Genomic DNA, 26,215 nt, shown 5'->3' on the forward strand with positions numbered 1-26,215 from the left:
CTCAGGGGACGTCGATCACCCGAGTCGCCAGAGCCTGCGGGTCGTCGCGCAGCAGGTGGTCGCTCTCCTGTCGAGCCCAGCGATCCCAGTGCGGGCGGTAAGTGTCTCCGTCGCGCGTCAGCGCGCGTGCCTTGCGTCCGTCCTCGGCGGATTCGAGCCAGATCCGCACGTCCGCGATCTTCGCCGTCGCCGGCGTCAGCACTCCGCTGCCCTCCAGGATCACGCCCAGGGCAGGATCCACGGCATGGACCTCCGCCTCTGCGGCACGCTCCCAATCCCAGCGCCGCCAGTACCCCAGCAGGCCCCGTCCATGCGGACGCAGGATGCCGTCCAGCGCCCGTTCGACGCCGTCATGCAGTCCGTCCCATCCGGGGTAGATCGAATCGAGCGCGATCGACTGCACCCGGCCGGCGATCGGCCAGCGCTCGACGAGCATCCGGGCGAGCGACGTCTTACCGGCTCCGCTGCGCCCGTCGATCAGCACGACGGGGTTGGCGGCGGCGAGGGCGTGGACGTCGTCGACGATCAGCGTCGCGGCGCGTTCGAGCGCTGCCGCGACGGGGTCGTCACTTCTTGAGGGCACGGATGATGCGGGAGAGCGCTCGCCCGGCCACCCAGATGAACGGAACCGCGACCACGAGCAGCGTGACGATGTTCGGCTCGAACCGCAGCCCCTCCTCGCGGCGCACGTAGACGCCGACGGGCACGGACACACCTCCGCCGCCTCCGCCTTCCGCTCCGTCGCCGCTTCCTCCGCCGAAGCCCGAGTAGGTGAAGGCGACCGGCGTGATGCTCACGCCGTCGACGTCCTGCGGCTCTCCGTACGCGCTCTTCACGCCGAACGACGCGGCCTGCTTTCCGAGTTCCAGTGCAATGTTGGGCATGGCTCCACGGTAGTCCAGGAAACGTCCGCGGGACGGGTCAATCCAGTCCGTGCGCCTTCGGATGCTGTGCAGCCCCCCGCCCCTCGCCCCGGCCGATGTGCCTGGCTCGACTGATCGTGGCGGTGCCGAACCGCGCGACGGCGTCGTCCACCGCGCCCTCCACCCGTCGCCAGTCCTCGTCGTCGTCCCACAGCCCGAAACCCCCACCGCCGGCAGGGCGCAGCTTCTCGGCGCGCACTCCCACGAGTCGCACCGGGTCGCGCCGGTCGATCTGATCGAACAGCGCCTGGGCGGCCTCGCCGATCCGCTGCCCCACGGCTGTCGGCTCGGGGAGCGTCTGGGAGCGGCTGAGTGTGCGGAAGTCGTCGAAACGGATCTTGATGGCCACGGTGGCCGTCTCCCATTCCGCTCTGCGCAGCCGCGCGGCGACGCGGTCGGCGAGACGCAGGAGCTCCGCGCGGAGAAAAGTGCGGTCGGTGACGTCGGTGTCGAAGGTCTCCTCGTGGCCGATGCTCTTCTCGACCCGTTCCGTCTCGACCGTTCGGGGGTCTTCACCACGGGCGAGCTCGGCGAGTCGCGCACTGAGCGCCGGTCCGACGGCGCGATCGAGCATCTCGCGCGACGAGGTGCGGATGTCGCGGATGGTCCGGATGCCGCGTCCCTCCAACGCCTCGGCCGCCTTCGGACCGACGCCCCACATCGTGCGCACCGGTCGCGGGTCGAGGAACGCCTGAGTGTCGGATGCCGGGATGACGAGCATCCCGTCCGGCTTCGAGATGGTCGACGCCATCTTCGCCACGTGCTTGGTCGCGGCCACTCCGACGCTGCAGGTGATTCCGACCTCGTCCTGCACCCGCTCGCGCACGAGCTGCGCGATCCGGGCAGGGCTCCCCCACAGTCGCCGTACCCCACGGACGTCGAGGAACGCCTCATCGACGGACAGCGGCTCGACGAGAGGCGTGAACGACTCGAAGATCGCCATCACCTGCCGGGACACCTCGTGGTAGCGGTGGAAGTGCGGAGGGACGATACGCGCCGATGGACACAGGCGCCTCGCCTGGGAGACCGGCATCGCGGCACGCACCCCATAGCGCCGCGCCTCGTACGAGGCGCTCGAGACCACGGACCGACCGTCGGGCGATCCGATGATCAGCGGGAGTCCGCGCAGGCTCGGGTCGTCGAGCACCTCGACGGCCGCGTAGAACGCATCCATGTCCACATGCAGGATGCTGGTGCCGGTGTCGTCGGCATCGGCGGACGAGACGATGCGCCCTCTGCCGTCACCGTGTCCCATGAGTCCATTGTCCCCCCGGCCTCAGACATGAGGCCAGGGGGACGCTGTCACTGCGCAGCGCGCTCCAGCACGAGCTCCCGGACGCGAGCGGCGTCCGCCTGACCCTTCATGGCCTTCATCACGGCGCCGATCACGGCACCGGCGGCCTGGACCTTGCCGTCCTTGATCTTCGCGAGCACGTCGGGCTGTGCGGCGAGAGCGTCGTCGATGGCGGCGATCAGCGCGCCGTCGTCGGAGACGACGGCCAGTCCGCGGCTGTCCACGACCTCCTGAGGCGTGCCCTCTCCGGCGATGACCCCCTCGAGCACCTGTCGGGCGAGCTTGTCGGTCAGCGTGCCGGCGTCGACGAGCTTCTGCACCGCGGCGACGTTCTCGGGCGACACCAGCTCGGTGGCATCCTTCTCCTGCGCGTTCGCCAGGCGGGTGATCTCACCCGTCCACCACTTGCGCGCGGTCGCGGGCGTGGCTCCGGCGACGATGGTCGCCTCGACGACGTCGAGGAGGCCTCCGTTGCGCACGTCCTGGAACTCGAGGTCGGTGAATCCCCACTCCGTCATCAGCCGACGACGGCGAGCGACGGGCTGCTCCGGAAGCTGCGCCCGCAGCTCCTCGATCAGCTCGGCCGCTGGCTCCACCGGGAGCAGGTCGGGCTCGGGGAAGTAGCGGTAGTCATCGGCATCCGACTTCGGACGCCCCGGCGAGGTCGTGCCGGTGTCCTCGTGCCAGTGCCGGGTCTCCTGCGTGATGGTGCCGCCGTCGGCGAGGATCTGCGCCTGACGCTGGATCTCGTACCGCACCGCGCGCTCGACGGAGCGCATCGAGTTGACGTTCTTCGTCTCGGTGCGCGTGCCGAGCTTCTCCTGGCCGCGAGGGCGGAGGGAGACGTTCGCGTCGCAGCGGAGGTTTCCGCGCTCGAGACGTGCCTCCGAGATCCCGAGGCTGCGCACGATGTCACGGATGGTCGCGACGTACGCCTTGGCCACCTCGGGTGCCCGGTGCTCGGTCCCGAAGATCGTCTTCGTCACGATCTCGACGAGCGGGACGCCCGCACGGTTGTAGTCGACGAGCGAGTACTCCGCGCCCTGGATGCGTCCGGTCGCGCCGCCCATGTGAGTGAGCTTGCCCGCATCCTCCTCCATGTGCGCCCGCTCGATCGGGATCTGCACGATGGTGCCGTCTTCCAGTTCGACCTCGACCGAGCCCTCGAAGGCGATCGGCTCGTCGTACTGGGAGATCTGGTAGTTCTTGCCGAGGTCCGGGTAGAAGTAGTTCTTCCGCGCGAAGCGACTCGACGGGGCGATCGAGCAGCCGAGCGCGAGGCCGAGGCTGATCGACGAGCGGATCGCGGTCTCGTTGACCACCGGCAGGGAACCCGGCAGTCCGAGGTCCACAGGTGCGATCAACGTGTTCGGCTCCGCTGCGTGATACAGCTCGTGCGCCGGGTTGGGCGCGTCGGAGAACATCTTCGTGTGGGTGTTGAGCTCGACGTGCACCTCGAACCCGAGTACGGGCTCGAACAGCTCCAGCGCCTTGTCGAAGTCCATGAGCTTGGCGGTGGCCATCAGCGGGTCCCTCCCACGAGCTGGGGTGCACGCGTGAGGAGCGGCGCTCCCCACGAATCGACCAGCAGCGTCTCGACGGCCGCCCCGACCTTGTAGAGCCGCGCGTCCTCCCGTGCCGGTGCGATGAACTGGATGCCGACAGGCAGCCCGTCCTCCGCGGCCAGACCGCTGGGGATCGAGATGCCGGGCACGCCGGCGAGGTTCACCGGGATGGTGGTGATGTCGTTGAGGTACATCTGCAGCGGGTCGTCGATCTTCTCGCCGATCTTGAATGCGGTCGTCGGCGCCGAGGGTGTCGCGATGACGTCGACGTCGGCGAAGGCGTTCGCGAAGTCCTGCTGGATGAGGGTGCGCACCTTCTGCGCGCTGCCGTAATACGCGTCGTAGTATCCGGCGGACAGGGCGTACGTGCCGAGGATGATGCGGCGCTTCACCTCGTCGCCGAAGCCGGCATCCCGCGTCGCGGACATGACGTCCTCGACCGTGGGGTTGCCGTCCGGCGTGACGCGGAGGCCGAAGCGCACCGAGTCGAACTTCGCCAGGTTGCTGGATGCCTCGGCAGGAAGGATCAGGTAGTACGCAGCCACGCCGTACTCGAAGTGCGGGGCGCCGATCTCGACGATCTCCGCACCCTGCGCCTCCATGAGCGCGAGCGCACTGCGGAACGACTCCGCGACGCCCTGCTGGAAGCCGCTGTCCGGGAGCTCGCGGATCACTCCGACCTTGAGCCCCTTGAGCACCTCACCGCGGGCGCCCTCTCGCGCGGCGTCGGCGAACGAGGGCCACTGGTCGCGCAGCGACGTGGAGTCCTTCGGATCGTGGCCGCCGATCGCGTCGTGCAGCAGTCCGGCGTCGAGCACGGTGCGCGTGACCGGACCGACCTGGTCGAGGCTCGAGGCCAGCGCGATAGCGCCATAGCGGCTGACGCCGCCGTAGGTCGGCTTCACACCTACCGTTCCCGTGACATGCGCGGGCTGGCGGATCGATCCGCCGGTGTCGGAACCGAGGGCCAGCGGCGCTTCGAAGGCGGCGACCGCTGCAGCGGAGCCTCCGCCGGATCCGCCGGGGATGCGGTCGAGGTCCCACGGGTTGCGGGTGGGACCGTACGCCGAGTGCTCCGTGGAGGAGCCCATGGCGAACTCGTCCATGTTGGTCTTGCCGAGCGGGATGAGCCCCGCAGCGCGGGATCGCGCGACGACCGTGGCGTCGTACGGCGACCGGTACCCCTCGAGGATCCGTGATCCGCTCGTGGTGGGCTGGTCGGTGGTGACCAGCACGTCCTTGATGGCGAGAGGCACCCCGGCGATCGGGCCGAGCTGCTCCCCCGCCCCGCGCTGTGCGTCGACGGCTGCCGCAGCATCGAGCGCGCCTTCGTTCACGTGCAGGAACGCGTGCACGTCGCCGTCGACGGCGGCGATGCGGTCGAGGTGGGCGCGAGTGGCCTCGACGCTCGAGATCTCGCGGCTGGCGAGCTTGTCGGCGAGCTCCGCCGCGGTCATGCGGATGATGTCGCTCACTGCTCTTCTCCCAGGATCGCGGTGACGCGGAACCGGCCGTCCGCCTGGTCCGGCGCGTTCTGGAGCACCTGCTCGTGGGTGAGCGTCTCGCCCACGACATCGGGACGGTAGACGTTGCTCAGCGGGATCGGATGACTCGTCGCGGCGACGTCGGGACTTGCGACCTCAGACACCTTCGCGATGTTGTCGACGATGGCGTCGAGCTGGCCCGTGAGCCTCGTCACCTCGTCGTCGTTGAGCTGGATGCGCGCGAGCACGCCGAGATGGCGCACAAGATCAGGGGTGATTTCAGACACGCCCCCAGTCTAGTTGCCGTGCCCGTTCCGTCCCGCAGCCTGAACCGCCCCGCCCTATGCTGGGCGGGTGAGCTCGTATCAGCCTCCTCGCCCGTGGGTCTCCAGCTACGCCGACGGCGTGCCGCAGGACCTCGCTCCCGTCTCCGGATCACTGATCGACATCGTCGCCGCCTCGGCGCGCGACTACCCGGATGCCCCCGCCCTGCAGTTCTTCGGTCGCGAGACGACCTACGCGCAGCTGCAGGAGGCCATCGACCGTGCCGCCGCAGGTCTGCGCGCACAGGGCGTCCGACCGGGCGATCCCGTGGCGATCGTGCTGCCGAACTGCCCGCAGCACATCGTCGCCTTCTACGCCGTGCTCCGGCTCGGGGCGGTCGTCGTCGAGCACAACCCGCTGTACACGCCGCGGGAGCTCCGCAAGCAGTTCGAGGACCACGGCGCGAAGCACGCGATCGTCTGGAACAAGGTCGTCGCCACCGTGCAAGAGTTCCCCGCCGACCTGGCCGTGACGACACTCGTCTCGGTCGATGTCACCCGCGCGATGCCCTTCCTGACCAGGGTGGCCCTGCGTCTGCCGGTGGCCAAGGCGCGCGAGTCGCGGGCTGCGCTCACGGAACGAGTCCGGGGCACCATCACCTGGGAGTCGCTCGTGCAGAGCGCTCCGCTCCCGACGACGCACCCGAGCCCCGGCACCGATGACCTCGCGATCATCCAGTACACCTCCGGCACCACGGGCACTCCCAAGGGCGCCGCGCTCACGCATCGCAATCTGCTCGCCAACGCCGCTCAGGCCCAGGCGTGGGTGCCCTCGATCCAGCGCGGCAAGGGCTGCGTGGTCTACGCGGTGCTGCCGATGTTCCATGCGTACGGCCTCACGCTCTGCCTCACCTTCGCGATGTCGATGGGCGCCCGGCTCGTGCTCTTCCCGAAGTTCGATCCGGATCTCGTCCTGGACGTGATGAAGAAGCACCCCGCGACGTTCTTGCCCCTTGTGCCGCCGATCGCCGATCGGCTCCTCGCAGCGGCGAACGCGAAGGGCGTGTCGCTCGAAGGGATCGAGGTGGCGATCTCCGGGGCGATGGCTCTGCCGCACGAGCTGGTCGTGCCGTTCGAGGCGGCGACCCACGGCTTCCTCGTCGAGGGCTACGGACTGAGCGAGTGCTCCCCCGTGCTGATGGCCAATCCGGTCGCCGACAATCGGGTCCCGGGCACGGTCGGCCTCCCCTTGCCCGGGACCGAATGCCGTGTGGTCGACCCGGAGAACCCGACCGTCGACGTCACCGAGGGCTCTGCCGGCGAGCTGCTGGTGCGCGGACCACAGGTCTTCGGCGGGTACTACGGGAAACCGGAGGAGACCGAGGCGGTCTTCGTGGACGGGTGGTTCCGCACCGGAGACATCGTGACCGTCGACGACGCCGGCTTCATCCGGATCGTCGATCGCATCAAGGAGCTCATCATAACGGGCGGTTTCAACGTCGCACCGACCGAGGTCGAGAGCGCGCTGCGTCAGCATCCTCAGGTCTCGGATGCCGCCGTGGTCGGCCTGCCGAGCGATCACTCCGGTGAAGAGGTCGTGGCCGCCATCGTGGTGGACGGCGACGCCGACGTCGACGTGGAGGCGATCCGTGAGTACGCGCGCAGCATCCTGACCCCCTACAAGGTCCCGCGACGCATCTTCGTCGTCGACGAGCTGCCCAAGTCGCTGATCGGGAAGGTGCTGAGGCGGCAGGTGAAGGACAGACTGCTGGCTCTGACCACCGGCGCCTGAGGGCGCCCTCACAGGCGGGGCGACCCGCGACGCGCTACCCTTGGTCGGTGACTCCTGAAGACGCTGTGCCCACCGACGCCCCCGAGACCCCCGGATTCGAGGAGCTCGGTATCACCGGCCCCGTCCTCAAGGCCATCAAGGACCTCGGCTACGAGACCCCCTCCCCCATCCAGGCCGCCACCATCCCGACGCTCCTGTCGGGTCGGGACGTCGTCGGCATGGCTCAGACCGGCACGGGAAAGACCGCGGCCTTCGCTCTTCCCGTCCTCGAGCGCCTCGACGTCTCGCAGAAGACGCCGCAGGCCCTCGTGCTCGCGCCGACCCGCGAGCTCGCTCTGCAGGTCTGTGAGGCGTTCGAGTCGTACGCCTCGAAGATGAAGGGCGTGCACGTTCTCCCCGTCTACGGCGGACAGGGCTACGGCGTGCAGCTGTCAGCGCTGCGTCGCGGCGTCCACGTGATCGTGGGCACCCCCGGTCGCATCATGGACCACCTCGCCAAGGGCACGCTCGATCTCTCACAGCTGCAGTACCTGGTCCTCGACGAGGCCGACGAGATGCTGAAGATGGGCTTCGCCGAAGACGTCGAGCAGATCCTCGCCCAGACGCCGGAGGAGAAGCAGGTCGCCCTGTTCTCGGCCACGATGCCGCCGCAGATCCGCCGCCTCGCGCAGAAGTACCTGCGTGAGCCCGAAGAGATCAGCATCAAGTCGAAGACCGCCACCGGCACGAACATCACGCAGCGCTACCTCGTGGTCTCGTACGCGCAGAAGGTCGATGCCCTCACCCGCATCCTCGAGGTCGAGAACTTCGACGGGATGATCGTGTTCGTCCGCACGAAGAACGAGACCGAGACCCTGGCTGAGAAGCTGCGGGCTCGCGGATACTCGGCCGCGGCGATCAACGGCGACGTGCCCCAGGTGCAGCGCGAACGCAGCGTGAACCAGCTCAAGGCGAGCAAGCTCGACATCCTCGTCGCGACCGATGTCGCGGCCCGTGGCCTCGACGTCGAGCGCATCAGCCACGTCATCAACTTCGACATCCCCACAGACACCGAGTCGTACGTGCACCGCATCGGTCGCACGGGCCGTGCCGGCCGTACCGGAGATGCGATCAGCTTCATCACGCCGCGCGAGCGCTACCTGCTCAAGTCGATCGAGAAGGCGACGCGTCAGGCGCCCACGCAGATGCAGCTGCCGAGCCTGGACGACGTGAACACCACGCGTCTCGCCCGTTTCGACGACGCCATCACGGGCGCGCTGGGTGATGCCTCGCGTATCGAGAAGTTCCGCGACATCATCGACCACTACGTGCGCAATCACGACGTCCCCGAGGCGGATGTCGCTGCCGCGCTCGCCGTCGTCGCCCAGGGCGACACTCCCCTGCTGCTCGACCCGGCAGACGACCCGCTGTCGAAGGCTGTCGAGTACGACAACCGTCCGCCGCGAGAGAGCAACAGCAGCACTCGCGACCGTCGCGAGACCCGCGAGCCGCGTGAGCGTCGCGGTCGGGGCGACTACAAGCCGTACCGCATCGAGGTAGGACGCCGTCACCGCGTCGAGCCCCGTCAGATCGTGGGTGCACTCGCGAACGAGGGCGGCCTCGGGCGCGACGACTTCGGCGCGATCAACATCCGCCCGGACTTCACGGTCGTCGAGCTGCCCGCGAACCTCGACTCCTCCGTGCTGGACAAGCTCAAGGACACTCGCATCTCTGGTCGCCTGATCGAGATCAAGCCCGACCGTGGCCCCGCTGGTCGACGCAGCGGCGGGCCTCGGGAGTCCGGTTCCCGGGATGACCGGTACGAGCGTCCGCGTCAGGACCGTGACGATCGCCCTTCCCGCAACGACGAGCGGTCCGAGAAGCCTTTCCGCAAGCCGCGCCACAAGGCCTGATCCGACGTGCGGATCGAGCGCGCCGGATCAGCGGATATCCGTGATCTGGCGCGCTTGAGGTGGGTCGATCGCTCAGCCGACCCGGCGACGGATCGTGCTCTGGCTGCCTTCGAGGGTGACCTCTCCGCGTGGTGGGACTCGCATCGGGAGACGCACTTCGCGTTCGTCGCCCGCTCTGACGACGCGACGGTCGTCGGGGCTGCGTGGGTCGCGTTGGTGCACCGAACGCCGAGTCCGGGTACGGGCCCTCGGCTTTCGGCGGACATCCAGAGCGTCTTCGTCATGCCGGAGCACCGCGATGCCGGGCTCGGCTCCGCGCTCATCGATGCGGCGCGCAGACATGCACTGGACTCCGGCGCGACGAGGATCACCGTGCACTCGAGCGAGCGAGCCGTACCCGTCTATACGCGCCTGGGGTTCAGAGGATCCGCGACGCTCCTGCAGTACATCGCAGAGAAGTAGAGCCTCGGAAGGGCTGCGCGCTCACGCCCTGGCGAGTGCGGCAGCGACGTCGACCAGCGCCTCGGGCTTGGCGAGGAGCTTGCGCTGATCAGGATGATCGATCAGGTGCTGCAGCAGCCGGTGGGCGCCCTCTACCGTCGGGGCCCAATAGCCCCCGACGTGATGACGGCTCAGCGGGGATGTGCGCTGTTCGCCGTCGATGACGATCGAGATCGAGCCGTCATCGGGGTCGGCATCGATGTCCGACACCGTCACGAACGTCAGCGCACCGAGCAGGATCGTGCTGACCAGTCCGGGAAGCCGGAACCGCGTCGTGGGGACGTCGAGGAGGATCCGCTCTACCTGCGCCCAGGCCACGATCCCGACGTTCTCCGCGCCCTGTCTGAAGAGCACGGCGTCCGGCGTGAGTCTCAGATGGTGTCGACCGGGGTCGCCGACGGCGAGGGCACCCGGGACGGCGATCAACGGTCCGTAGCGCTTCATCCCAGAGCGTCCGGCCCCTCGGTCACGAGGATGTGGAACTGCGCAGCGTCGAGGATCCGGATGCCGAGCTCCTCCGCCTTGGCGAGCTTGGAACCCGCACCAGGCCCTGCCGCGACGAAGTCGGTCTTCTTGGAGACGCTGGACGCGGCCTTGCCTCCCGCCTGGATGATCGCCTCCTGCGCGCCGTCGCGGGTGTACCCCTCGAGCGACCCCGTAGCGACGACCGTGAGCCCGTCGAGGACTCCGCCCTCGACGACAGCGGCCCCTGGCCCCGGATGCCCGGGGGTCGCCCACTGCACGCCCGCGGCTTCCCACCGGCTCACGATCTCCTGATGCCAATCGACCTCGAACCACGCGAGGAGAGAATCGGCGATGATGCCGCCCACCCCCTCGACTGCGGCCAGCTCGTCGCGCGAGGCGCGGCGGATCGCATCGAGCGACCCGAACCACTGGGCGAGGGCGCGAGCGGCGACGGGCCCGACATGGCGGATGTTGAGGGAGACGAGCAGCCGCCAGAGGTCTTTGGTCTTCGCCTTTTCGAGTTCGGCGAGCAGCGTGAGCGCCTGAGATGACGGCTGGGGTCCTTCGAGGCCGGACTTCTTCTCGGCAGCCGTGGGGTTGCGCCGGAAGGGCGCGCGCGTCTTGACGACGCCGTCGTCGTCTTCCTTCGGCAGACCGGTCTCGGCATCGCGCACGACCACCTCGATCGGCACGATCTCCTCGAGTGTCAGAGCGAACAGCCCGGCTTCGGTCTCGAGCGGCGGATCGGCCGGCGTGGTCGGCTGGGTCAGCGCGGCGGCGGTCACCTCGCCCAGCGCCTCGATGTCGAGAGCACCGCGCGAGCCGATGTGCTCGACGCGACCGCGCACCTGCGCAGGGCACGAGCGCGCATTGGGGCAGCGCAGGTCGATGTCCCCCTCCTTCATCGGCCGCAGCGGTGTGCCGCACTCGGGGCATACCTCGGGCATCACGAACTCGCGCTCGGTGCCGTCGCGCCTCTCGACGACCGGCCCGAGGACCTCAGGGATGACGTCACCCGCCTTGCGCAGGACCACGGTGTCGCCGATCAACACGCCCTTCGCCTTCACGACGTCCTTGTTGTGCAGAGTGGCCTGGCGCACCACGGATCCCGCGACCTGAGCAGGTGCCATCACCGCGAACGGCGTGGCCCGCCCCGTCCGGCCGACGGACACGACGATGTCGAGGAGCTTCGTCTGCACCTCTTCGGGCGGGTACTTGTACGCGATCGCCCACCGAGGGGCACGACTCGTCGCTCCGAGCTCGTCGTGCAGCGAGAGCTCGTCGACCTTCACGACGATGCCGTCGAGCTCGTGCTCGATGTCGTGCCGATGCTCTCCGTAGTACTCGACGAAGGCTGCGACCTCATCGATGCTCGTGCAGACCTTCGTGTGCGGACTCGTCGGCAGTCCCCACTCGGCCAGCTTCTCGTACACCTGGCTCTGCGCCGCGACCGGCGGGTTCTCCCAGGCGCCGATGCCGTGCACGTAGAGCGCGAGCGACTCGATGCGCAGCATCCCCGCTTCGAGCTCGAGCCCGTTCTTCTTCTCGATCTGCTGTCGCAGGCCCCCACTCGCGGCGTTGCGCGGGTTGGCGAACGAGGGGAACCGTCGAGCCGCGGCGGATCGCGCCTTCTCCTCCTCGAAGGGCTTCTTGACCCCGCCCCTCTTCTCCCACCGGTCGAGCGCGTCGGCGTACGCCCGCTCGCGGAACTCGGCCTGCGCGGCATTGAGGCGTTCGAAGGCGGCGACCGGGATGAACACCTCACCGCGGACCTCGACGATCGGCGGGTGGCCCGTGCCGTCGAGCTGGAGCGGGATCTCGGGCAGCCGCAGCGCATTCTCGGTGACGATCTCGCCGACCCGGCCGTCACCCCGTGTCGCCGCGGAGGTCAGCCGGCCGTTCTCATAGCGCAGGTTGATTGCGAGGCCGTCGATCTTCAGCTCAGTGAGCCAGTCCACGTCGCGCCCCGCGGACGCCCGCGTCTTCGCCGCCCACTCCGTGAGCTCTTCGAGGGAGAAGACGTTGTCGAGGCTCAGCATCCGCTCGGCGTGCTCGATCGTCGCGAGGCCCGTGGCCTCAGCCGCTCCCACCATCTGCGTCGGTGAATCCTGGCCCTGCAGCTCGGGATGCAGGCGCTCCAGCTCTTCGAGGCGGTGCATCCACCCGTCGTACGTGAAGTCGTCGACGAGAGACGTGTCGCGTCCGTAATAGGCGTCCTTCGCCTCGAGGATGCGAGTCGTCAGTTCTTCTGCCTCGACACGGGCGTCTTCCAGCGAGATGTTCTCCGGCACCCCGCCAGTCTACGAGCGGGCGCCGACATCGCGTGGGAGCGCCCTACGCGTCGACGGGCACGGCGGACACCGTGCGGTCGATCGTGAACTGACCGAGGACCCGTGTCCCCACGTAGAGCACGGCCGTCTGTCCGGGCGCGACACCGTCGAGCGGCCGCTCCGGCACCACCCGGACGCCGTCGGGCTCCACGTACGCCGTCGCGCGTTCAGGCTCGGAGTGGGCGCGGATCTGCACCTCGCACTCGAACTCGGCGTCGATCGGCGCGGCACCGGCCCAGCTGAACCGTGCGCCCGAGATCTCGCGCGTCGCGAGCGCCTCCTTCGGACCGACGACGACCGTGTTGGTCACCGGGCGGACCTCGAGGACGAACCGCGGCTTGCCGTCTGCCGCCGGTACCCCCAGCTTGAGGCCGCGGCGCTGCCCGACGGTGAACGCATGAGCTCCCTCGTGCGATCCGACGACGGCTCCCTCGCGATCGACGATCTCACCGGTGGCGGTGCCCACCTTCTCGGCGAGCCAACCGCGCGTGTCGCCGTCGGGGATGAAGCAGATGTCGTGACTGTCCGGCTTCTGTGCGACGGTCAGCCCGCGCTCCGCAGCCTCTGCCCGCACCACGGCCTTCGAGGGCGTGGTGCCGAGCGGGAAGTAGGTGTGGGCGAGCTGCTCGGCGGTGAGGACTCCGAGAACGTAGGACTGGTCTTTCGCGTTGTCGGCGGCGCGGTGCAGCTCGAGCCCTGCGTCGGTCGGCACGAGCGTCGCGTAGTGCCCCGTGCAGACGGCATCGAAGCCCAGCTCGATCGCACGCTCGAGGAGCGCCGCGAACTTGATCTTCTCGTTGCAGCGCATGCACGGATTCGGGGTGCGACCTGCCTGGTACTCCGAGACGAAGTCTGCGATCACGTCTTCACGGAACCGCTCCGAGAAGTCCCACACGTAGAAGGGGATGCCGAGGAGGTCGGCCGCGCGACGCGCGTCGAGCGCATCCTCGATCGTGCAGCAGCCGCGGCTTCCGGTGCGCAGCGTCCCGCCGGCACGGGACAGAGCGAGGTGCACGCCGACGACGTCGTGGCCGGCGTCGACCGCGCGAGCGGCGGCGACGGCGGAGTCCACTCCACCGCTCATGGCCGCAAGGATTCTCATTGCTCCAGTCTACGAGCGCGAGGCTGAGCCGGAGCCGGATGCACGGACGTACGCCTCGGCGATCGCGTCGAGGACCGCATCGACGTCGGCATCGGTGGATGTACGACCGAGCGAGAAGCGCAGCACGCTGCGGGCGTCCTGCTCGCTGCGTCCCATCGCCATCACGACGTGGGATGGCTCGGCGACACCCGCCTGACACGCCGAGCCGGTGGACGCGGCGATCCCCGCCATGTCGAGGAGGAACAGCAGGCTCTCCCCCACGGCGTCCGGAAACAGAAGATGCGCGTTGCCAGGGAGCCTGTTCGCGCGATCGCCGAGCAGTTCGGCCGCCGGCACCCGCGACAGGATGCCGTCGACGAGACGATCTCGCATCGTCACGAGTCGCGACGACTCCGTCGCACGCTCCGCCTCCGCCAGCTCGAGAGCCGTGGCGAACGCGGCGGCACCCGCGACGTCCTGGGTGCCGGCACGGAGGCCGCGCTGCTGCGCCCCTCCCCGCAGGATTCCGGTGAGGCGAGCGGTGCGGGCGGTCACGAGAGCCCCGATACCGACCGGGGCGCCGATCTTGTGGCCGGCGACGCTGAGCGCCACGAGTCCCGAACCGGTAGCAGCCTCACCGCGCAGAGCGCGGAACGACAGCGGCAGATGTCCGAGCGCAGACACCGCATCGAGGTGAAGAGGTACTCGGGCTCCTGCTGCGACTCGGGCCAGCGATGCCGCATCGTTGACGGTTCCCGCTTCGTTGTTGGCGACGAGCGCGGTGGCCAGCGCCGCGCCGGGCAGGCTGGCAGCGAAGGCGTCGACGTCGATCGCCGCGGTACGCGCGACAGGCACTGCACGAAGGACGGCCCCTGCCTCGATGAGCGCGGCGACGGTGTCCATGGTCGCGTGGTGCTCGGCATCCGGCATCACGATCGCGTCAGTTCCCTGCGGGCGCGCGCTCCACAGGCCCTGGAGCGCCAGGTTGATGGACTCCGTGCCTCCGGACGTGAAGACGACCTCGATCGGATCGCATCCGAGGACCGCCGCTGCGCGCTCGCGCGATTCCTCGAGCAGGCGTCGGGCGTCCTGACCCGCGCCGTGCGTCGACGACGCGTTCCCGACGATCTCGCTCGCCGTCAGCCACGCCTCGCGGGCCTCTGGACGCAGCGGCGTCGTGGCGGCGTGATCGAGATAGTGCTGCATCCTTCCACTCTCCCCCATTTCGCGCGTGTCGGGCGCACATGGAACTGAGTGCGACGTGTCCTGAGACCAGGGCGCAGCCCCCTATTGTGTACTCATGCCCGCGATCCGAGACATCACCGTGCCCGGCGGTACTGCACTCGACAACCTCGGCGTCCGCCTGCACGACGGCGTCGGAACACTCCGCGTCTGGTCGCAGAACGCCTCGTCGATCGAGCTGGTCGTCTTCGATGCCACCGACCTCGACTGGGTCATCGACCAAGCCGACCTCGAGCGCCTTCCCGGAGGCGTCTGGGAGGTGACGACACCTCTCCTGCAGCCCGGCACCCGCTACGCGATCCGCGTCGGCGGCCCTCACGGCCCCGGCAACACGTTCAACCCGCAGACCCTGCTCCTCGACCCGTACGCCCGCGGCCTCGCGCAGGGCGACGGCTACGAGGAATGGCGAGCGGTCGTGATCGTCGACGGCTTCGACTGGGGCGATTCGGCCAAGCCGCGCATCCCTCTCGACCGGACCGTGATCTACGAGGGGCACCTCAAGGGCCTCACCAAACGCCAGCCCGATGTGCCTCCTGCACTGCACGGCACCTACGCGGGCCTCGCGCACCCCGCCATGATCGAGTACTTCCACTCGCTCGGCATCACGTCCATCGAGCTCCTGCCCGTACACGCGTTCGTCCCTGAGCCCCGGCTTCTCGAGCGCGGTCTCACGAACTACTGGGGCTACAACACGCTCAACTTCTTCACGCCGCACACCGCGTACGCCACGGAGGAGGCCCGCAAGGGCGGACCGGAGGCCGTTCTCGCGGAGTTCAAGGGCATGGTCCGGCTCCTGCACGAGGCGGGTCTCGAGGTGATCCTCGACGTCGTCTACAACCACACGTCGGAGGAAGGGCTCGGCGGCCCACGGTCGAGCCTGCGCGGCATCGACAACGCCAGCTACTACCGCCAGGACGCATCGGGCGCATACATCGACACGACCGGCTGCGGCAACACGCTGGACACCTCGACGGATGCCGGTGCGCGGCTCGTGCTCGACTCGCTGCGCTATTGGGCGCAGGAGATGCAGATCGACGGCTTCCGCTTCGATCTCGCGACCGCCATCGCCCGCGACGGCTCTCACACCTATACGCCGGAGCACCCGCTGCTGACCGCGATCTCGAACGATCCGGTCCTGAGCGAGACCAAGCTGATCGCCGAGCCGTGGGACGTCGGACTCGGCGGCTGGCAGACCGGCAACTTCCCGCACGGCTGGCATGAGTGGAACGACCGCTACCGCGATCGCGTCCGCAACTTCTGGCTGAGCGACATCGACTATGCCCGTCGCGCCTCCGCCCCGGTCGGCATCGGCGGGTTCGCGACCCGTCTGGCCGGCTCGTCGAACACCTTCGCGGACGAGCGGGGACCGCTCGCGAGCATCAACTTCGTCACGGCGCACGACGGATTCACGCTGCACGACCTCGTCTCCTACGACGTCAAGCACAACGAGGCCAACGGCGAGCAGAACCGCGACGGCGCCGACATGAACCGCGCCTTCAACCACGGCGTGGAGGGCCCGACCGACGATCCCGCGATCCTCTCCGCCCGACGCAAGGCGATGCGCAACCTGCTCGGCACTCTGCTGCTCTCGGCGGGCATCCCGATGATGACGGCAGGGGACGAGGTCGGTCGCACCCAGCGCGGCAACAACAACGCCTACGCGCAGGACTCGGCGATGACCTGGCTCGGCTGGGAGAACGAGCCGTGGCAGGACGATCTCCGCGCCCACGTCACCCGGCTGATCCGCCTGCGTTCCGAGAACCCCGCGCTGCGGCCGAGCCGGTACGCGAGGCTCGGCGAGCACATCCCCAACGCCTCGGTCATGGACTGGTTCGACCAGAACGGCGAGACGATGGAGAGCGAGCAATGGGCTGACCCCGGCAACCGCACGCTGCAGTACGTCGCGGCTTCCACTCCCGACCGTGAGGCGGCCAACCGCATCCTGCTCATCGTGCACGGCACGGAGTCGCCGATCGACGTGCGGCTGCCGGACGAGATCGAGGACGCGACCCGGTTCGTCTCTCTCTGGTCGAGTGCCGACGAACGACCAGGCGACGGCGGGGAGGTGTTCGCCCCAGGCGACATCCTGCCGATCCCCGGCACCTCGATGCGCCTCTTCCGGGTGGAGTGAGAGGCGGCGCGCCGCAGCCGCCGCGCGCTACCCGCCATGCCGCGCTCACGGTACATTCGGGGAGTGGCCGCACGCACGAGCAGTACCCGTCCGAAGGCTCTCCGGAGCCCCGCCCAGATCCCACTGCGCCCCCTCGGTGCCGTGTCGGACGGTGATGACCTGCGGGCGACGCGCATACCGCTGCTGAACGCCACACCGCAGGCACCGGGGGGCTTTCCCCCGAAGGCGTTCGTGGGCGAGGTCGTGCCGTTCAGCGTCGTCGCGTTCCGCGAGGGCCACGACCTCATCGGAGTGCAGCTTCGGCTGACATCGCCCGGCGGCGAAGAGTCGCTGCACCGTCTGACACCTCTCCTGGACGGTACGGATCGCTGGCGCACCGAGCTCGCGATCGACCTGCAAGGCGAGTGGTCGTTCCGCTTCGAGGCCTTCTCCGACGATTTCGCGACCTGGGCGCATGCCGCCGAGGTGAAGGTGGCGGCCGGCGTCGATGTGCCGGTCATGGCAGCGCTCGGGGCGGAGCTGCTGGTGCGCGCAGCGGCTGAGAAGGACCGACCGCTCCCCCAGCGCCGTCGGCTCGCCGCCGCCGCAGAGTCCCTGCGCGACGGCGACGCCGCCACGACGACCGCCCTGTCGACGGACCCGGAGCTCGCCACGATCTTCGCCGAGCGTCCGCTGACCTCGCTCCGCTCCGTGTCCGGCACCCACCCGCTGCGGGTGGAGCGCACGGCCGCAGGCGTCGGCGCCTGGTACGAGTTCTTCCCCCGCTCCGAGGGCGCGAGGCGGCTCAAGGACGGCACGATCAGGAGCGGCACCTTCCGCACAGCGGCGAAGCGTCTGCCGGCGGTCGCCGCCATGGGGTTCGACGTGATCTACCTCGTGCCGATCCACCCGATCGGCACGACGAACCGCAAGGGCCGCAACAACACCCTCACGGCCGAGCCCGCCGACCCCGGGTCTCCGTACGCGATCGGTGCCGCCGAGGGCGGCCATGACGCGATCCACCCGGAGCTCGGGAAAGCGGCCGACTTCCGCGCCTTCATCCGGGCGGCCCGCAGCGAAGGCCTCGAGGTCGCCCTGGACCTCGCCCTGCAGGCGTCACCGGACCACCCCTGGGTCGCCGAACATCCTGAGTGGTTCACGACGCTGCCCGACGGGACCATCGCGTACGCCGAGAACCCGCCGAAGAAGTACCAGGACATCTATCCGCTGAACTTCGACAACGACCCGGAGGGCATCTACCAGGAGATGCTGCGCATCGTGCAGCACTGGGTGCGCGAGGGCGTCAAGATCTTCCGCGTCGACAATCCGCACACCAAGCCGCTGCAGTTCTGGGAGTGGCTCATCGCCACCGTGAACGCGGCCGACCCCGACGTCATCTTCCTCGCCGAGGCGTTCACCCGCCCCGCCGTGATGCGGGCGCTGGCAGCGGTCGGGTTCCAGCAGAGCTACAGCTACTTCACCTGGCGGAATACCAAGGCGGAGCTGGAGGAGTTCCTCACGAGCGTGTCGCACGAGACCAGCGACTACATGCGGCCGAACCTCTTCGTGAACACGCACGACATCCTCACGGAGTATCTGCAGTTCGGCGGCCGCGCGGCGTACCGGATCCGGGCCTGCATCGGAGCCACCGCCGCTCCCGTGTACGGCGTCTACGCGGGGTACGAGCTGTTCGAGAACGTCGCCCGTCCTGGTTCTGAAGAGAACATCGACAACGAGAAGTACGAGTACAAGCTCCGCGACTGGGAGGGCGCCGAGGCGGCCGGCGACTCGCTGGCTCCGCTGCTGCGTCGACTCAACGGCATCCGGCGCGCGCATCCGGCCCTCGGTCAGTTGCGCAACCTGTCCGTGCACTGGAGCGACGACGACGCGGTCCTGGTGTACTCGAAGCACCTGGATGCCGCGTTCACCGGCACGGGGTCCGCGGACACGATCCTCGTGGTGGCCAACGTCGATCCGCACTCCGTGCGTGAGACCACCGTGCATCTCGACACCACAGTGTTCGGCATCCCGCTCGGCGAGGAGTTCGAGGTGGAGGACCTCCTCACCGGAGCCGTCTGGACCTGGTCCGACCACAACTACGTGCGCCTCGACGCCTTCGCCGAGCCGGTGCACATCCTGAACGTGAGGAAGCGATCATGAGCTACGTGGAAGATGCGAAGACCTCGTCCGAGTGGGCTGCCGTCGCCGCGGGGTCGCACCACGACCCCCATTCGGTGCTGGGGGCGCACTCGCACGCGGATGCGACCGATCGCACGGTCACCGTCATCAGGGCGAGGCGCCCGCTCGCCGCTTCCGTGGCCGCTGTCTTCGGCGACGGGACGAGACTCGAGCTGCACCACGTCGCGCACGGCATCTGGGAGGCCCAGCATGACGGTCCTGCGGTGCCCTACCGACTCGCGACCGCCTACGGCGATGACGAGGAGACCGTCATCGGCGACCCCTACCGTCACCAGCCGACGCTCGGGGACCTCGACCTGCACCTGATCGCGGAGGGTCGCCACGAGCAGCTGTGGCGTGTCCTGGGTGCGCACCCCCGCTTCCTGCAGGGCGACGCGGGAGTCGCCTTCGCCGTCTGGGCGCCGAACGCCAGCGCTGTCCGCGTGGTGGGCGACCACAACGGGTGGAACGGCGAGGCGCATGCGATGCGGTCGATGGGCGTGAGCGGGATCTGGGAGCTCTTCATCCCCGACCTCGCGATCGGCTCGACCTACAAGTACCAGATCCGCACCCGCGAGGGCTCGTGGATCTTCAAGGCGGATCCCATGGCGCAGGCAGCGCAGCTGCCTCCCGAGACCGCATCCGTCGTGACCCGCTCCTCCTATGCGTGGTCGGACGGAGCCTGGATGACGCGACGCGCGGCAACCCACGCAGTGGCCCAGCCGCTGTCGGTGTACGAGGTGCACCTGGGGTCGTGGCGCGGAGGCCTCGGATACCGCGACGCGGCGGAACCGCTCATCGCCCATGTGACCGAGTCCGGCTTCACGCACGTCGAGTTCATGCCGCTCGCCGAGCATCCGTTCGGGGGCTCTTGGGGCTACCAGGTCAGCGGCTACTACGCCGCGACGAGCCGTTTCGGCAGCCCGGACGACCTCCGCTACCTGATCGACCGGCTGCACCAGGCGGGCATCGGCGTCATCATGGACTGGGTGCCCGGGCACTTCCCCAAGGACGCATTCGCGTTGGCACGGTTCGACGGACAGCCGCTCTACGAGCATCCTGATCCCCGCAGAGGCGAGCACCAGGACTGGGGCACGCTGATCTTCGACTACGGCCGCCCCGAGGTCCGTGGGTTCCTCGTCGCGAACGCCCTGTTCTGGCTGAGCGAGTTCCACGTCGACGGACTGCGTGTGGACGCGGTCGCCTCGATGCTGTACCTCGACTACTCGCGCCGTGAGGGCGAATGGGAGCCGAACATCCACGGCGGGAGGGAGAACCTCGAGGCGATCCGCTTCCTGCAGGAGGTCAACGCGACGGCCTACCGTCTGCATCCCGGCGTGCTGATGATCGCCGAGGAGTCGACCAGCTTCCCCGGTGTCACCGCCCCCACCGATCATGCAGGGCTCGGCTTCGGGTTCAAGTGGAACATGGGCTGGATGAACGACTCGCTCCAGTACATCGAACGCGACCCGATGTACCGCGCGCACCACGAGGGTGAGATGACCTTCTCGTTCGTCTACGCCTTCGGGGAGAACTACCTGCTCCCCATCAGTCACGACGAGGTCGTGCACGGCAAGGGCAGTCTCGTGTCGAAGATGCCCGGCGATCACTGGCACAAGCTCGCGAACGTGCGCGCGTACCTCGGGTACATGTGGGGGCATCCCGGTAAGAAGCTGCTCTTCATGGGACAGGAGTTCGGTCAGCTCGCCGAATGGTCAGAGTCCCGAGAGCTCGACTGGTGGCTGCTCGATCAGCCCTCGCACGCCCAGCTGCAGAGCTTCGTGGGCGAGCTGAACCGCACCTACCGTGCCCAGGCTCCGCTCTGGGAGCGCGACAGCGACGGATCGTCCTTCTCGCGACTGGGCGCCCCGAGCTGGGACCCGAACGTCATCGCCTTCGAGCGCCGCGATGCGCACGGCGGTCGCCTGGTCGTCATCAGCAACTTCGCCGGCGTGGAACGCAGCGGCTATCGGCTGGCGCTTCCGGGCGTCGGCACCTGGCAGGAGATCCTCAACACGGATGCCGCGGAGTACGGCGGACGTGGTTCGGGCAACCTGGGTGTGGTCGTCGCTCACGCCGAGGACGGCGGAACGGCGACCGCGACCATGACGCTCCCCGCGCTGTCGACCATCTGGCTGCGCTTCGAGGGCGAGCCGCACGTCCCGACGATCACCCACGGGTGAGCGTCGGGACGCCGGTCAGAAGAGCAGCGAAGAGAGTCGGTTGCGCGCGGAGATGACCCTCGGGTCCGCAGCGCCGATGAGCCCGAACAGCTCGACGAGGCGCTCGCGCACGGGAGTGCGCTCCGCGGCGGGCAGCTGAGCGAAGAGGTCGAGAAGTCGGCCGAAGGCGTCGTCGACATGGCCTCCAGCGAGATCCAGGTCGGCGACGTCGAACTGTGCCTGGACATCGAGCGGGCCCGCTGCTGCGGCCGCCCGAGCCGTCTGCAGGTCGAGCTTCTGCACCCGGTCGAGCAGGCGCACCTGGCCGAGGCCGGCGATCGCGTCCTCGTCGCGCGGGTTCTCCGCGAGAGCCTTCTCGTAGGCCGTGACCGCTGCGGCGTAGTCGCCGATCTCGATCGCGGCGAACGCCTCGGCGTGCAGGGGCGGCAGCGGCGGCTCCTCGGGCGCATCGGGTGCACCGGCCTCCGCGGGCGCGCCGAGGTCGAGCGATCCGGTGACGCCGTTCTGCGCCGCGAGCTGGAGCAGCTGCGCGAAGACCTCGCGGACCTGCTGCTCCGGCACGGCACCGGTGAACATCGGTACGGGCTGCCCGGCGATCAGTGCGACCACCATGGGGATCGACTGCGCCCTGAATCCCTGCGCGAGCTGCGGGTTCGCATCGACGTCGACCTTGGCGAGAAGTACCTTGCCGCCGAGTTCCCGCGTCACCTTCTCGATGATCGGGCTCAGCTGCTTGCAGGGTCCGCACCACTCGGCCCAGAGATCCACGACCACCGGCACAGTGCGGGAGATCTCCAGGATCTGGCCGAACGTCTCGTCCGTCGCATCGACGACGACATCGACGATGCCGCCGCTCGGAGAGTTCGACGGTGCTCCGGAAGCGCTCGGCGCACCCGCGGCGGGCGCGACCGGGCGGTTGCGCAGGCTGGACAGGTCGACGGCGCCGCGCAGAGCGGCGGGAGAGATATCGGTCACTTGATCACCTCGACGGAGAGAAGGTCCTGACGCACGGCCAGGAGGCGGATCTGCTCGGTGGACCCCTGAGCGGGGACGGAGAAGAACAGCTGGAATTCGTACTTGGTCGTCACGCCCTTGGCCGACTCGGTCACACCGGTGAGCGCCTTCGCCTGGGCGTTGTCGCCGAACCGGATGACGGCGTCCTTGGTCGTCGGCGTCACCGTCTCGGTGTCGACGAGCGAGAGGGCGACGATGGCGCCGCTGTCGAGCGTCGTCAGCGAGACCGGCGGCTCGTCGGCAGGGACGATGTCGAACGCGGTCTTCGAGGTCTTCGCGGCCCCGTTGTCGGCCAGATTCTTCACCACGGCCTGCCGGCTGTCGCGGATCGACTGCGCGAGGTTCAGGCTCAGGTCATCGAACATGCCGTAAGACGGGCTCTTCTCCCCCGCATCGACGACGTCGGAGAACATCCCGGCGAGGTCGCCCGGCGCGATGCTGAGGAAGGCGGAGTCCTCCGGCACGAGAGAGGTGCCGAGCCAGGCTGCGGCCACCTCGGGGAAGACCGCGTCTGCGGACATCTCCGCGATGTTCGTGACCTTGTAGTTGGACCAGGGGTCCTGCTGCGTCATCGTCAGCACCACGGGCGGAACCGTCTCGTCGCCCGCGCTCTTGGACAGCAGGAGGACGGTGCGCGGCCACCGGTCGGATGCCTCTGGCAGCACGACCTCGACGTCGTCGGTCGGGATCGCGGCCGGAACGGCGGTGTCGGGGAGCGCGGTCCGCAGCGCGTACTCGGTCTTGCGGGCCGTGAGGGCGGGGCCGTCCAGGCGAGTGCCGGCGAGGTCGATGTCCATCGCCTCATCCGCATCGGCGATCGTCGCCGACACCTTCTGCAGGATGCGCTTCGCCTGTGCCTCGGTCACTGCCGGGGGCTTCTGGTTCTCCGGAGCGATCACCGTCGCGCTGGGCGAGGGCGTCGGGCTCGATGCCGTGAACTGCGGCCACGAGTCGGCCGAGCATCCGCTGGCCAGGAGCGCCGTCAACGCGAGCGCGGGGAAGGCGAGCATCCGACGTCGACGAGCCGGTCGCTGCGTGCGCATCTCAGACCTCCTGTCGTCGGTGGCGGCGCCATCGACGGGGTCGGTGGGTTCGCCAGGCTGTGCGCCGTCTCCCTCGGTCGCTCCGGTCTCGGCGCCATCGTCGCGAGCGGGCGTCTCATCCGTCTGCTCCGATTCGATCGCCGATCGCTCCGCCGGAGGCAGCTGAGCGACATCGATCGGCTCGGTCGCCGGCATCGGCCCCGGCCCCTTGCGGCGCGGGCCGCGGCCTCGGCGCTGGTGCCGGATGCCGAGGAAGTAGAGGACCAGGCCGACGACGAGCACCGCAGCGCCCGCCGCCATGAGGGGCCCCGCGAGGGGCGTCGAGTTGTCGAGCGGCCACGACACGACGATGTCGTCCGGCGCATCCGCCGTGCCGTCGTGGGCGATGATCAGGCTCATGCCCTCGGGCAGCTGCATGTCGGCGATCAGTGCATCGGTGTCGGTGTACGAGAACAGCCAGAGGTCGGAGCCCACGGGGCTGCGGCCCGGTACTGCCGCCGCGTCACCAGCGGCAGGAGTCTCGGTCGGGGAGGGAGTGGCAGCAGGATCCTCGCCGCCCTCTTCTGCGTCGCCTTCCGCGTCCGGTTCGACCAGCTCGACGTCGAGCTTGCCGCTGTCGCCCATCGACACATGGTTGTACGAGGCGTCGGAGAGCCACGCCTCCATATCGGCGGTGCGGCCGTAGGCGGCGAAGATGTCGCCATCCCCGCGCACCATCAGCGTCTGCTCTCCAGGATGCTCGCGGAGGACGTCGCCGTCCAGCAGCACGTAGGGTGCCGGTTCGTCCACAGACACCGACACCTTCTGAGTGGAAGGGCCCATGAAGACCGTCCGCTGGGCGATGCCCGCAGCGATCAGTCCCGCAGCCAGCACGAAGGCCACGACGGCCCATACGAAACGCACGAATAGTCTCCTCACACGATCCGGACGCTCGCCAGGATCGGAACACTCGACATTTCAGACTATCGAAATCAGCTGTGTGTTGCCCACGAGGGGCACTCTCCCGCACGCGGCACGTCGTCGCCCCGGCATCGACCGCGCTCGATACCCTGGCATCACGAGCACTTCCGAGGAGTACCGATGAAGATCCACAACCCCTTCCGCACCGCCCTGGTGGCGACGCTCGGCGTGGGTCTGGGCATCCTGCTGATCGGGAGCCTGCAGAACCTCTCGACCGTGCTCCTGTACGTCGGAACCGCGCTCTTCCTGAGCCTCGGACTCGACCCTCTCGTCTCGTTCCTCGAGCGCAAACGCCTGCCCCGTTGGCTCGCGGTGCTCATCACGATCCTGGCGGTGATGGGCGTCTTCGCCGGAATCATCCTGATCGTCATCCCCGTCCTCGTCGACCAGATCTCCCAGTTGATCGCCCAGATCACGGCCATCGTCCAGCGTGGCACCCTCCTCCCCGACCTTCGTCAGTGGATGGTGGACACCTTCCCCAACCTCAAGGTCGACGAGGTCTTCGCGTACGTCACCGACTGGCTCGAGACCAACCTCGCGCAGATCGGCGGCTCGATCGGCCAGGGCGTGCTCGCCGCCGGAGGCGCGGTCGTGAGCGGTCTCTTTGGGGCGTTCATCATCCTCATCCTCACGATCTATCTCACGGCATCCACCCCATCGCTCAAGCGTGCCGTCTACCAGCTCGCCCCCGCGTCGAAGCGCGAGCGGTTCATCGACCTCGCCGAGCAGATCACCGACTCGGTCGGCTACTACGTCATGGGCCAGGTCTCGCAGGGCGTGATCAACGGCGTCCTGAGCATGATCTTCCTCACGATCATCGACGCCCCCTTCCCCGCCGTGCTGGCGGTCGTGGCGTTCTTCTTCTCGCTGATCCCGCTGGTCGGCACGCTGACCGGCTCCACGATCATCGTGCTCGTCTGCCTGATCCCCGGCCTCGGTTCGCCGGCGACGGCCATCGCTGCGGCGATCTACTACCTCGTGTACATGCAGATCGAGGCGTACATCATCTCGCCGAGGATCATGAGCAGGGCGGTGTCCGTGCCCGGCGCGGTCGTGGTCGTCGCGGCTCTCGCCGGCGGCAGCCTGCTGGGACTCCTAGGAGCCCTCATCGCGATCCCCGTCGCCGCGAGCATCCTGATCCTCTACCGCCAGGTGCTGATCCCGAGGATGAACGAGCTCTAAGCCGTCGACCACTCCGTCGGCAGCGGAAGTGCTGCGGGGTTCACGGCGGCGACGATCTCGGTCAGCACGCGACGGGTCTGACTCTCCCCGACCCAGAGGTGCTTGCCTCCCTCGACCGCGATGAGCGTCGCATGCGGGATGGCGGAGAACCGCTCCCGCGCCTCCGGCGGTCGCAGATAGTCGTCGAGTTCGGGAACCAGCACCACGACCTCGACATCCGGCGACTCGGCCCAGGCGGACACCTCGGCCTCGGTCGCGCGATGCAGCGGAGGCGACAGAAGGATGATCCCCTCGACGTCGTGCTCCCTGCCGTACTTGAGCGCGAGCTCCGTGCCGAACGACCATCCGACCAGCCACGGACGCGGGAGAGCGCGGTCGCGGACGAGTTCCATCGCAGCTGCCACGTCGAACTGCTCGGCCGCTCCCCCATCGAAGGCTCCATCGCTCGTGCCGCGCGCCGAGGTGGTCCCGCGGGTGTTGAACCGCAGCACGGCGAGATCGGCCAGCGCAGGCAGCCGTGCAGCCGCCTTGCGGATGATGTGCGAGTCCATGAAGCCGCCGGCGGTCGGCAGCGGATGCAGCGTCACGAGCGTCGCGACCGGCGCCTTCTCCTCCGGCAGAGCGAGCTCACCGACGAGGGACAGATCGTCTGCCGTCGTCAGGACGATGTCCTCGCGTCGAGCCGGGAGCTCGAGCGGGCCACGGATCTCAAT

20 protein-coding genes are annotated in these 26,215 nt (G+C 68.9%); 7 read left to right on the forward strand and 13 right to left on the reverse strand.

From position 1 onward, the window contains the following. Position 1: 1 nt before the first annotated feature. From BLW44_RS10560 to gatC, 6 genes are read right to left on the reverse strand one after another with little or no spacing between them, the layout of a single operon-like run. Positions 2-583 carry a nucleoside/nucleotide kinase family protein gene (locus BLW44_RS10560; protein ID WP_074731758.1) on the reverse strand — a complete coding sequence of 194 codons (582 nt, stop codon included), beginning with the start codon at positions 581-583 and terminating at the stop codon, positions 2-4. Next, positions 567-884 carry a hypothetical protein gene (locus BLW44_RS10565; RefSeq protein WP_060925900.1) on the reverse strand — a complete coding sequence of 106 codons (318 nt, stop codon included), beginning with the start codon at positions 882-884 and terminating at the stop codon, positions 567-569. The genes BLW44_RS10560 and BLW44_RS10565 overlap by 17 nt, the downstream gene beginning before the upstream one ends. A 37-nt stretch (positions 885-921) precedes the next feature. After that, on the reverse strand, positions 922-2,178 hold the full coding sequence (dinB, locus tag BLW44_RS10570) for a DNA polymerase IV (RefSeq protein WP_060925899.1): 1,257 nt from the start codon (positions 2,176-2,178) through the stop codon (positions 922-924). 47 nt (positions 2,179-2,225) lie between these two features. Beyond that, positions 2,226-3,740, reverse strand: a complete 1,515-nt coding sequence (gene gatB / locus BLW44_RS10575) for an Asp-tRNA(Asn)/Glu-tRNA(Gln) amidotransferase subunit GatB (RefSeq protein WP_060925898.1) — start codon at positions 3,738-3,740, stop codon at positions 2,226-2,228. After that, on the reverse strand, positions 3,740-5,257 hold the full coding sequence (gatA, locus tag BLW44_RS10580) for an Asp-tRNA(Asn)/Glu-tRNA(Gln) amidotransferase subunit GatA (RefSeq protein ID WP_060925897.1): 1,518 nt from the start codon (positions 5,255-5,257) through the stop codon (positions 3,740-3,742). Before gatA ends, gatB begins: the two co-directional genes overlap by 1 nt. Next, the gene (gene gatC, locus BLW44_RS10585) at positions 5,254-5,553 is read right to left on the reverse strand and encodes an Asp-tRNA(Asn)/Glu-tRNA(Gln) amidotransferase subunit GatC (RefSeq protein WP_042536743.1); all 300 of its coding nucleotides are present in this window, start codon (positions 5,551-5,553) and stop codon (positions 5,254-5,256) included. Before gatC ends, gatA begins: the two co-directional genes overlap by 4 nt. 67 nt (positions 5,554-5,620) lie before the next feature. Here gatC and BLW44_RS10590 point away from each other — a divergent pair, with 67 nt between their 5' ends. Genes BLW44_RS10590 through BLW44_RS10600 form a run of 3 tightly spaced genes read left to right on the forward strand, consistent with a single transcriptional unit; the run spans position 5,621 to position 9,675 of the window. Beyond that, positions 5,621-7,321, forward strand: coding sequence for a long-chain-fatty-acid--CoA ligase (locus tag BLW44_RS10590; RefSeq protein ID WP_060925896.1), 1,701 nt, complete (start codon positions 5,621-5,623; stop codon positions 7,319-7,321). Positions 7,322-7,368: 47 nt separating this feature from the next. Further along, positions 7,369-9,213, forward strand: a complete 1,845-nt coding sequence (locus BLW44_RS10595; protein WP_245647345.1) for a DEAD/DEAH box helicase — start codon at positions 7,369-7,371, stop codon at positions 9,211-9,213. A gap of 54 nt (positions 9,214-9,267) precedes the next feature. Beyond that, a complete protein-coding gene (locus BLW44_RS10600) occupies positions 9,268-9,675 on the forward strand; it encodes a GNAT family N-acetyltransferase (RefSeq protein WP_167347448.1) in 408 nt (135 codons plus the stop codon). A gap of 21 nt (positions 9,676-9,696) precedes the next feature. Here the strand turns inward: BLW44_RS10600 and BLW44_RS10605 are convergent, their stop codons facing one another. From BLW44_RS10605 to BLW44_RS10620, 4 genes are read right to left on the reverse strand one after another with little or no spacing between them, the layout of a single operon-like run. Continuing rightward, the gene (locus BLW44_RS10605; protein WP_060925893.1) at positions 9,697-10,158 is read right to left on the reverse strand and encodes a hypothetical protein; all 462 of its coding nucleotides are present in this window, start codon (positions 10,156-10,158) and stop codon (positions 9,697-9,699) included. After that, a complete protein-coding gene (gene ligA, locus BLW44_RS10610; protein ID WP_060925892.1) occupies positions 10,155-12,470 on the reverse strand; it encodes an NAD-dependent DNA ligase LigA in 2,316 nt (771 codons plus the stop codon). The genes BLW44_RS10605 and ligA overlap by 4 nt, the downstream gene beginning before the upstream one ends. A 43-nt stretch (positions 12,471-12,513) precedes the next feature. After that, on the reverse strand, positions 12,514-13,611 hold the full coding sequence (gene mnmA, locus BLW44_RS10615; protein ID WP_074731760.1) for a tRNA 2-thiouridine(34) synthase MnmA: 1,098 nt from the start codon (positions 13,609-13,611) through the stop codon (positions 12,514-12,516). A 9-nt stretch (positions 13,612-13,620) separates the two neighbouring features. Then, complete coding sequence (locus tag BLW44_RS10620) at positions 13,621-14,796, reverse strand: cysteine desulfurase family protein (protein ID WP_060925890.1); 1,176 nt, start codon at positions 14,794-14,796, stop codon at positions 13,621-13,623. Between the two features lie 94 nt (positions 14,797-14,890). On the opposite strand from BLW44_RS10620, the gene glgX reads away from it, so the two are divergent. From glgX to glgB, 3 genes are read left to right on the forward strand one after another with little or no spacing between them, the layout of a single operon-like run. Further along, the gene (glgX, locus tag BLW44_RS10625; protein WP_060925889.1) at positions 14,891-16,963 is read left to right on the forward strand and encodes a glycogen debranching protein GlgX; all 2,073 of its coding nucleotides are present in this window, start codon (positions 14,891-14,893) and stop codon (positions 16,961-16,963) included. 36 nt (positions 16,964-16,999) lie between these two features. Next, positions 17,000-19,102 carry an alpha-1,4-glucan--maltose-1-phosphate maltosyltransferase gene (locus BLW44_RS10630; protein ID WP_082724456.1) on the forward strand — a complete coding sequence of 701 codons (2,103 nt, stop codon included), beginning with the start codon at positions 17,000-17,002 and terminating at the stop codon, positions 19,100-19,102. Continuing rightward, entirely contained in the window at positions 19,099-21,303 is a 2,205-nt protein-coding gene (gene glgB, locus BLW44_RS10635) for a 1,4-alpha-glucan branching protein GlgB (protein ID WP_060925888.1), read from the forward strand. Before BLW44_RS10630 ends, glgB begins: the two co-directional genes overlap by 4 nt. A gap of 15 nt (positions 21,304-21,318) precedes the next feature. On the opposite strand, the gene BLW44_RS10640 is transcribed toward glgB, so the two are convergent. Together BLW44_RS10640 and BLW44_RS10645 are read right to left on the reverse strand one after the other, a co-directional pair. Continuing rightward, entirely contained in the window at positions 21,319-22,278 is a 960-nt protein-coding gene (locus BLW44_RS10640; protein ID WP_060925887.1) for a tetratricopeptide repeat protein, read from the reverse strand. Then, a complete protein-coding gene (locus BLW44_RS10645) occupies positions 22,275-24,263 on the reverse strand; it encodes a DUF8094 domain-containing protein (protein ID WP_060925886.1) in 1,989 nt (662 codons plus the stop codon). Before BLW44_RS10645 ends, BLW44_RS10640 begins: the two co-directional genes overlap by 4 nt. A gap of 177 nt (positions 24,264-24,440) precedes the next feature. Here BLW44_RS10645 and BLW44_RS10650 point away from each other — a divergent pair, with 177 nt between their 5' ends. Beyond that, a complete protein-coding gene (locus tag BLW44_RS10650; RefSeq protein ID WP_060925885.1) occupies positions 24,441-25,502 on the forward strand; it encodes an AI-2E family transporter in 1,062 nt (353 codons plus the stop codon). Here the strand turns inward: BLW44_RS10650 and BLW44_RS10655 are convergent. After that, positions 25,499-26,215 (reverse strand): alpha/beta hydrolase, encoded by a 717-nt coding sequence (locus tag BLW44_RS10655; RefSeq protein WP_060926037.1) that lies wholly within the window; start codon positions 26,213-26,215, stop codon positions 25,499-25,501. The two genes, BLW44_RS10650 and BLW44_RS10655, sit on opposite strands and share 4 nt — an antisense overlap.

This window comes from Microbacterium hydrocarbonoxydans, from assembly GCF_900105205.1.
Taxonomy (GTDB): domain Bacteria; phylum Actinomycetota; class Actinomycetes; order Actinomycetales; family Microbacteriaceae; genus Microbacterium; species Microbacterium hydrocarbonoxydans.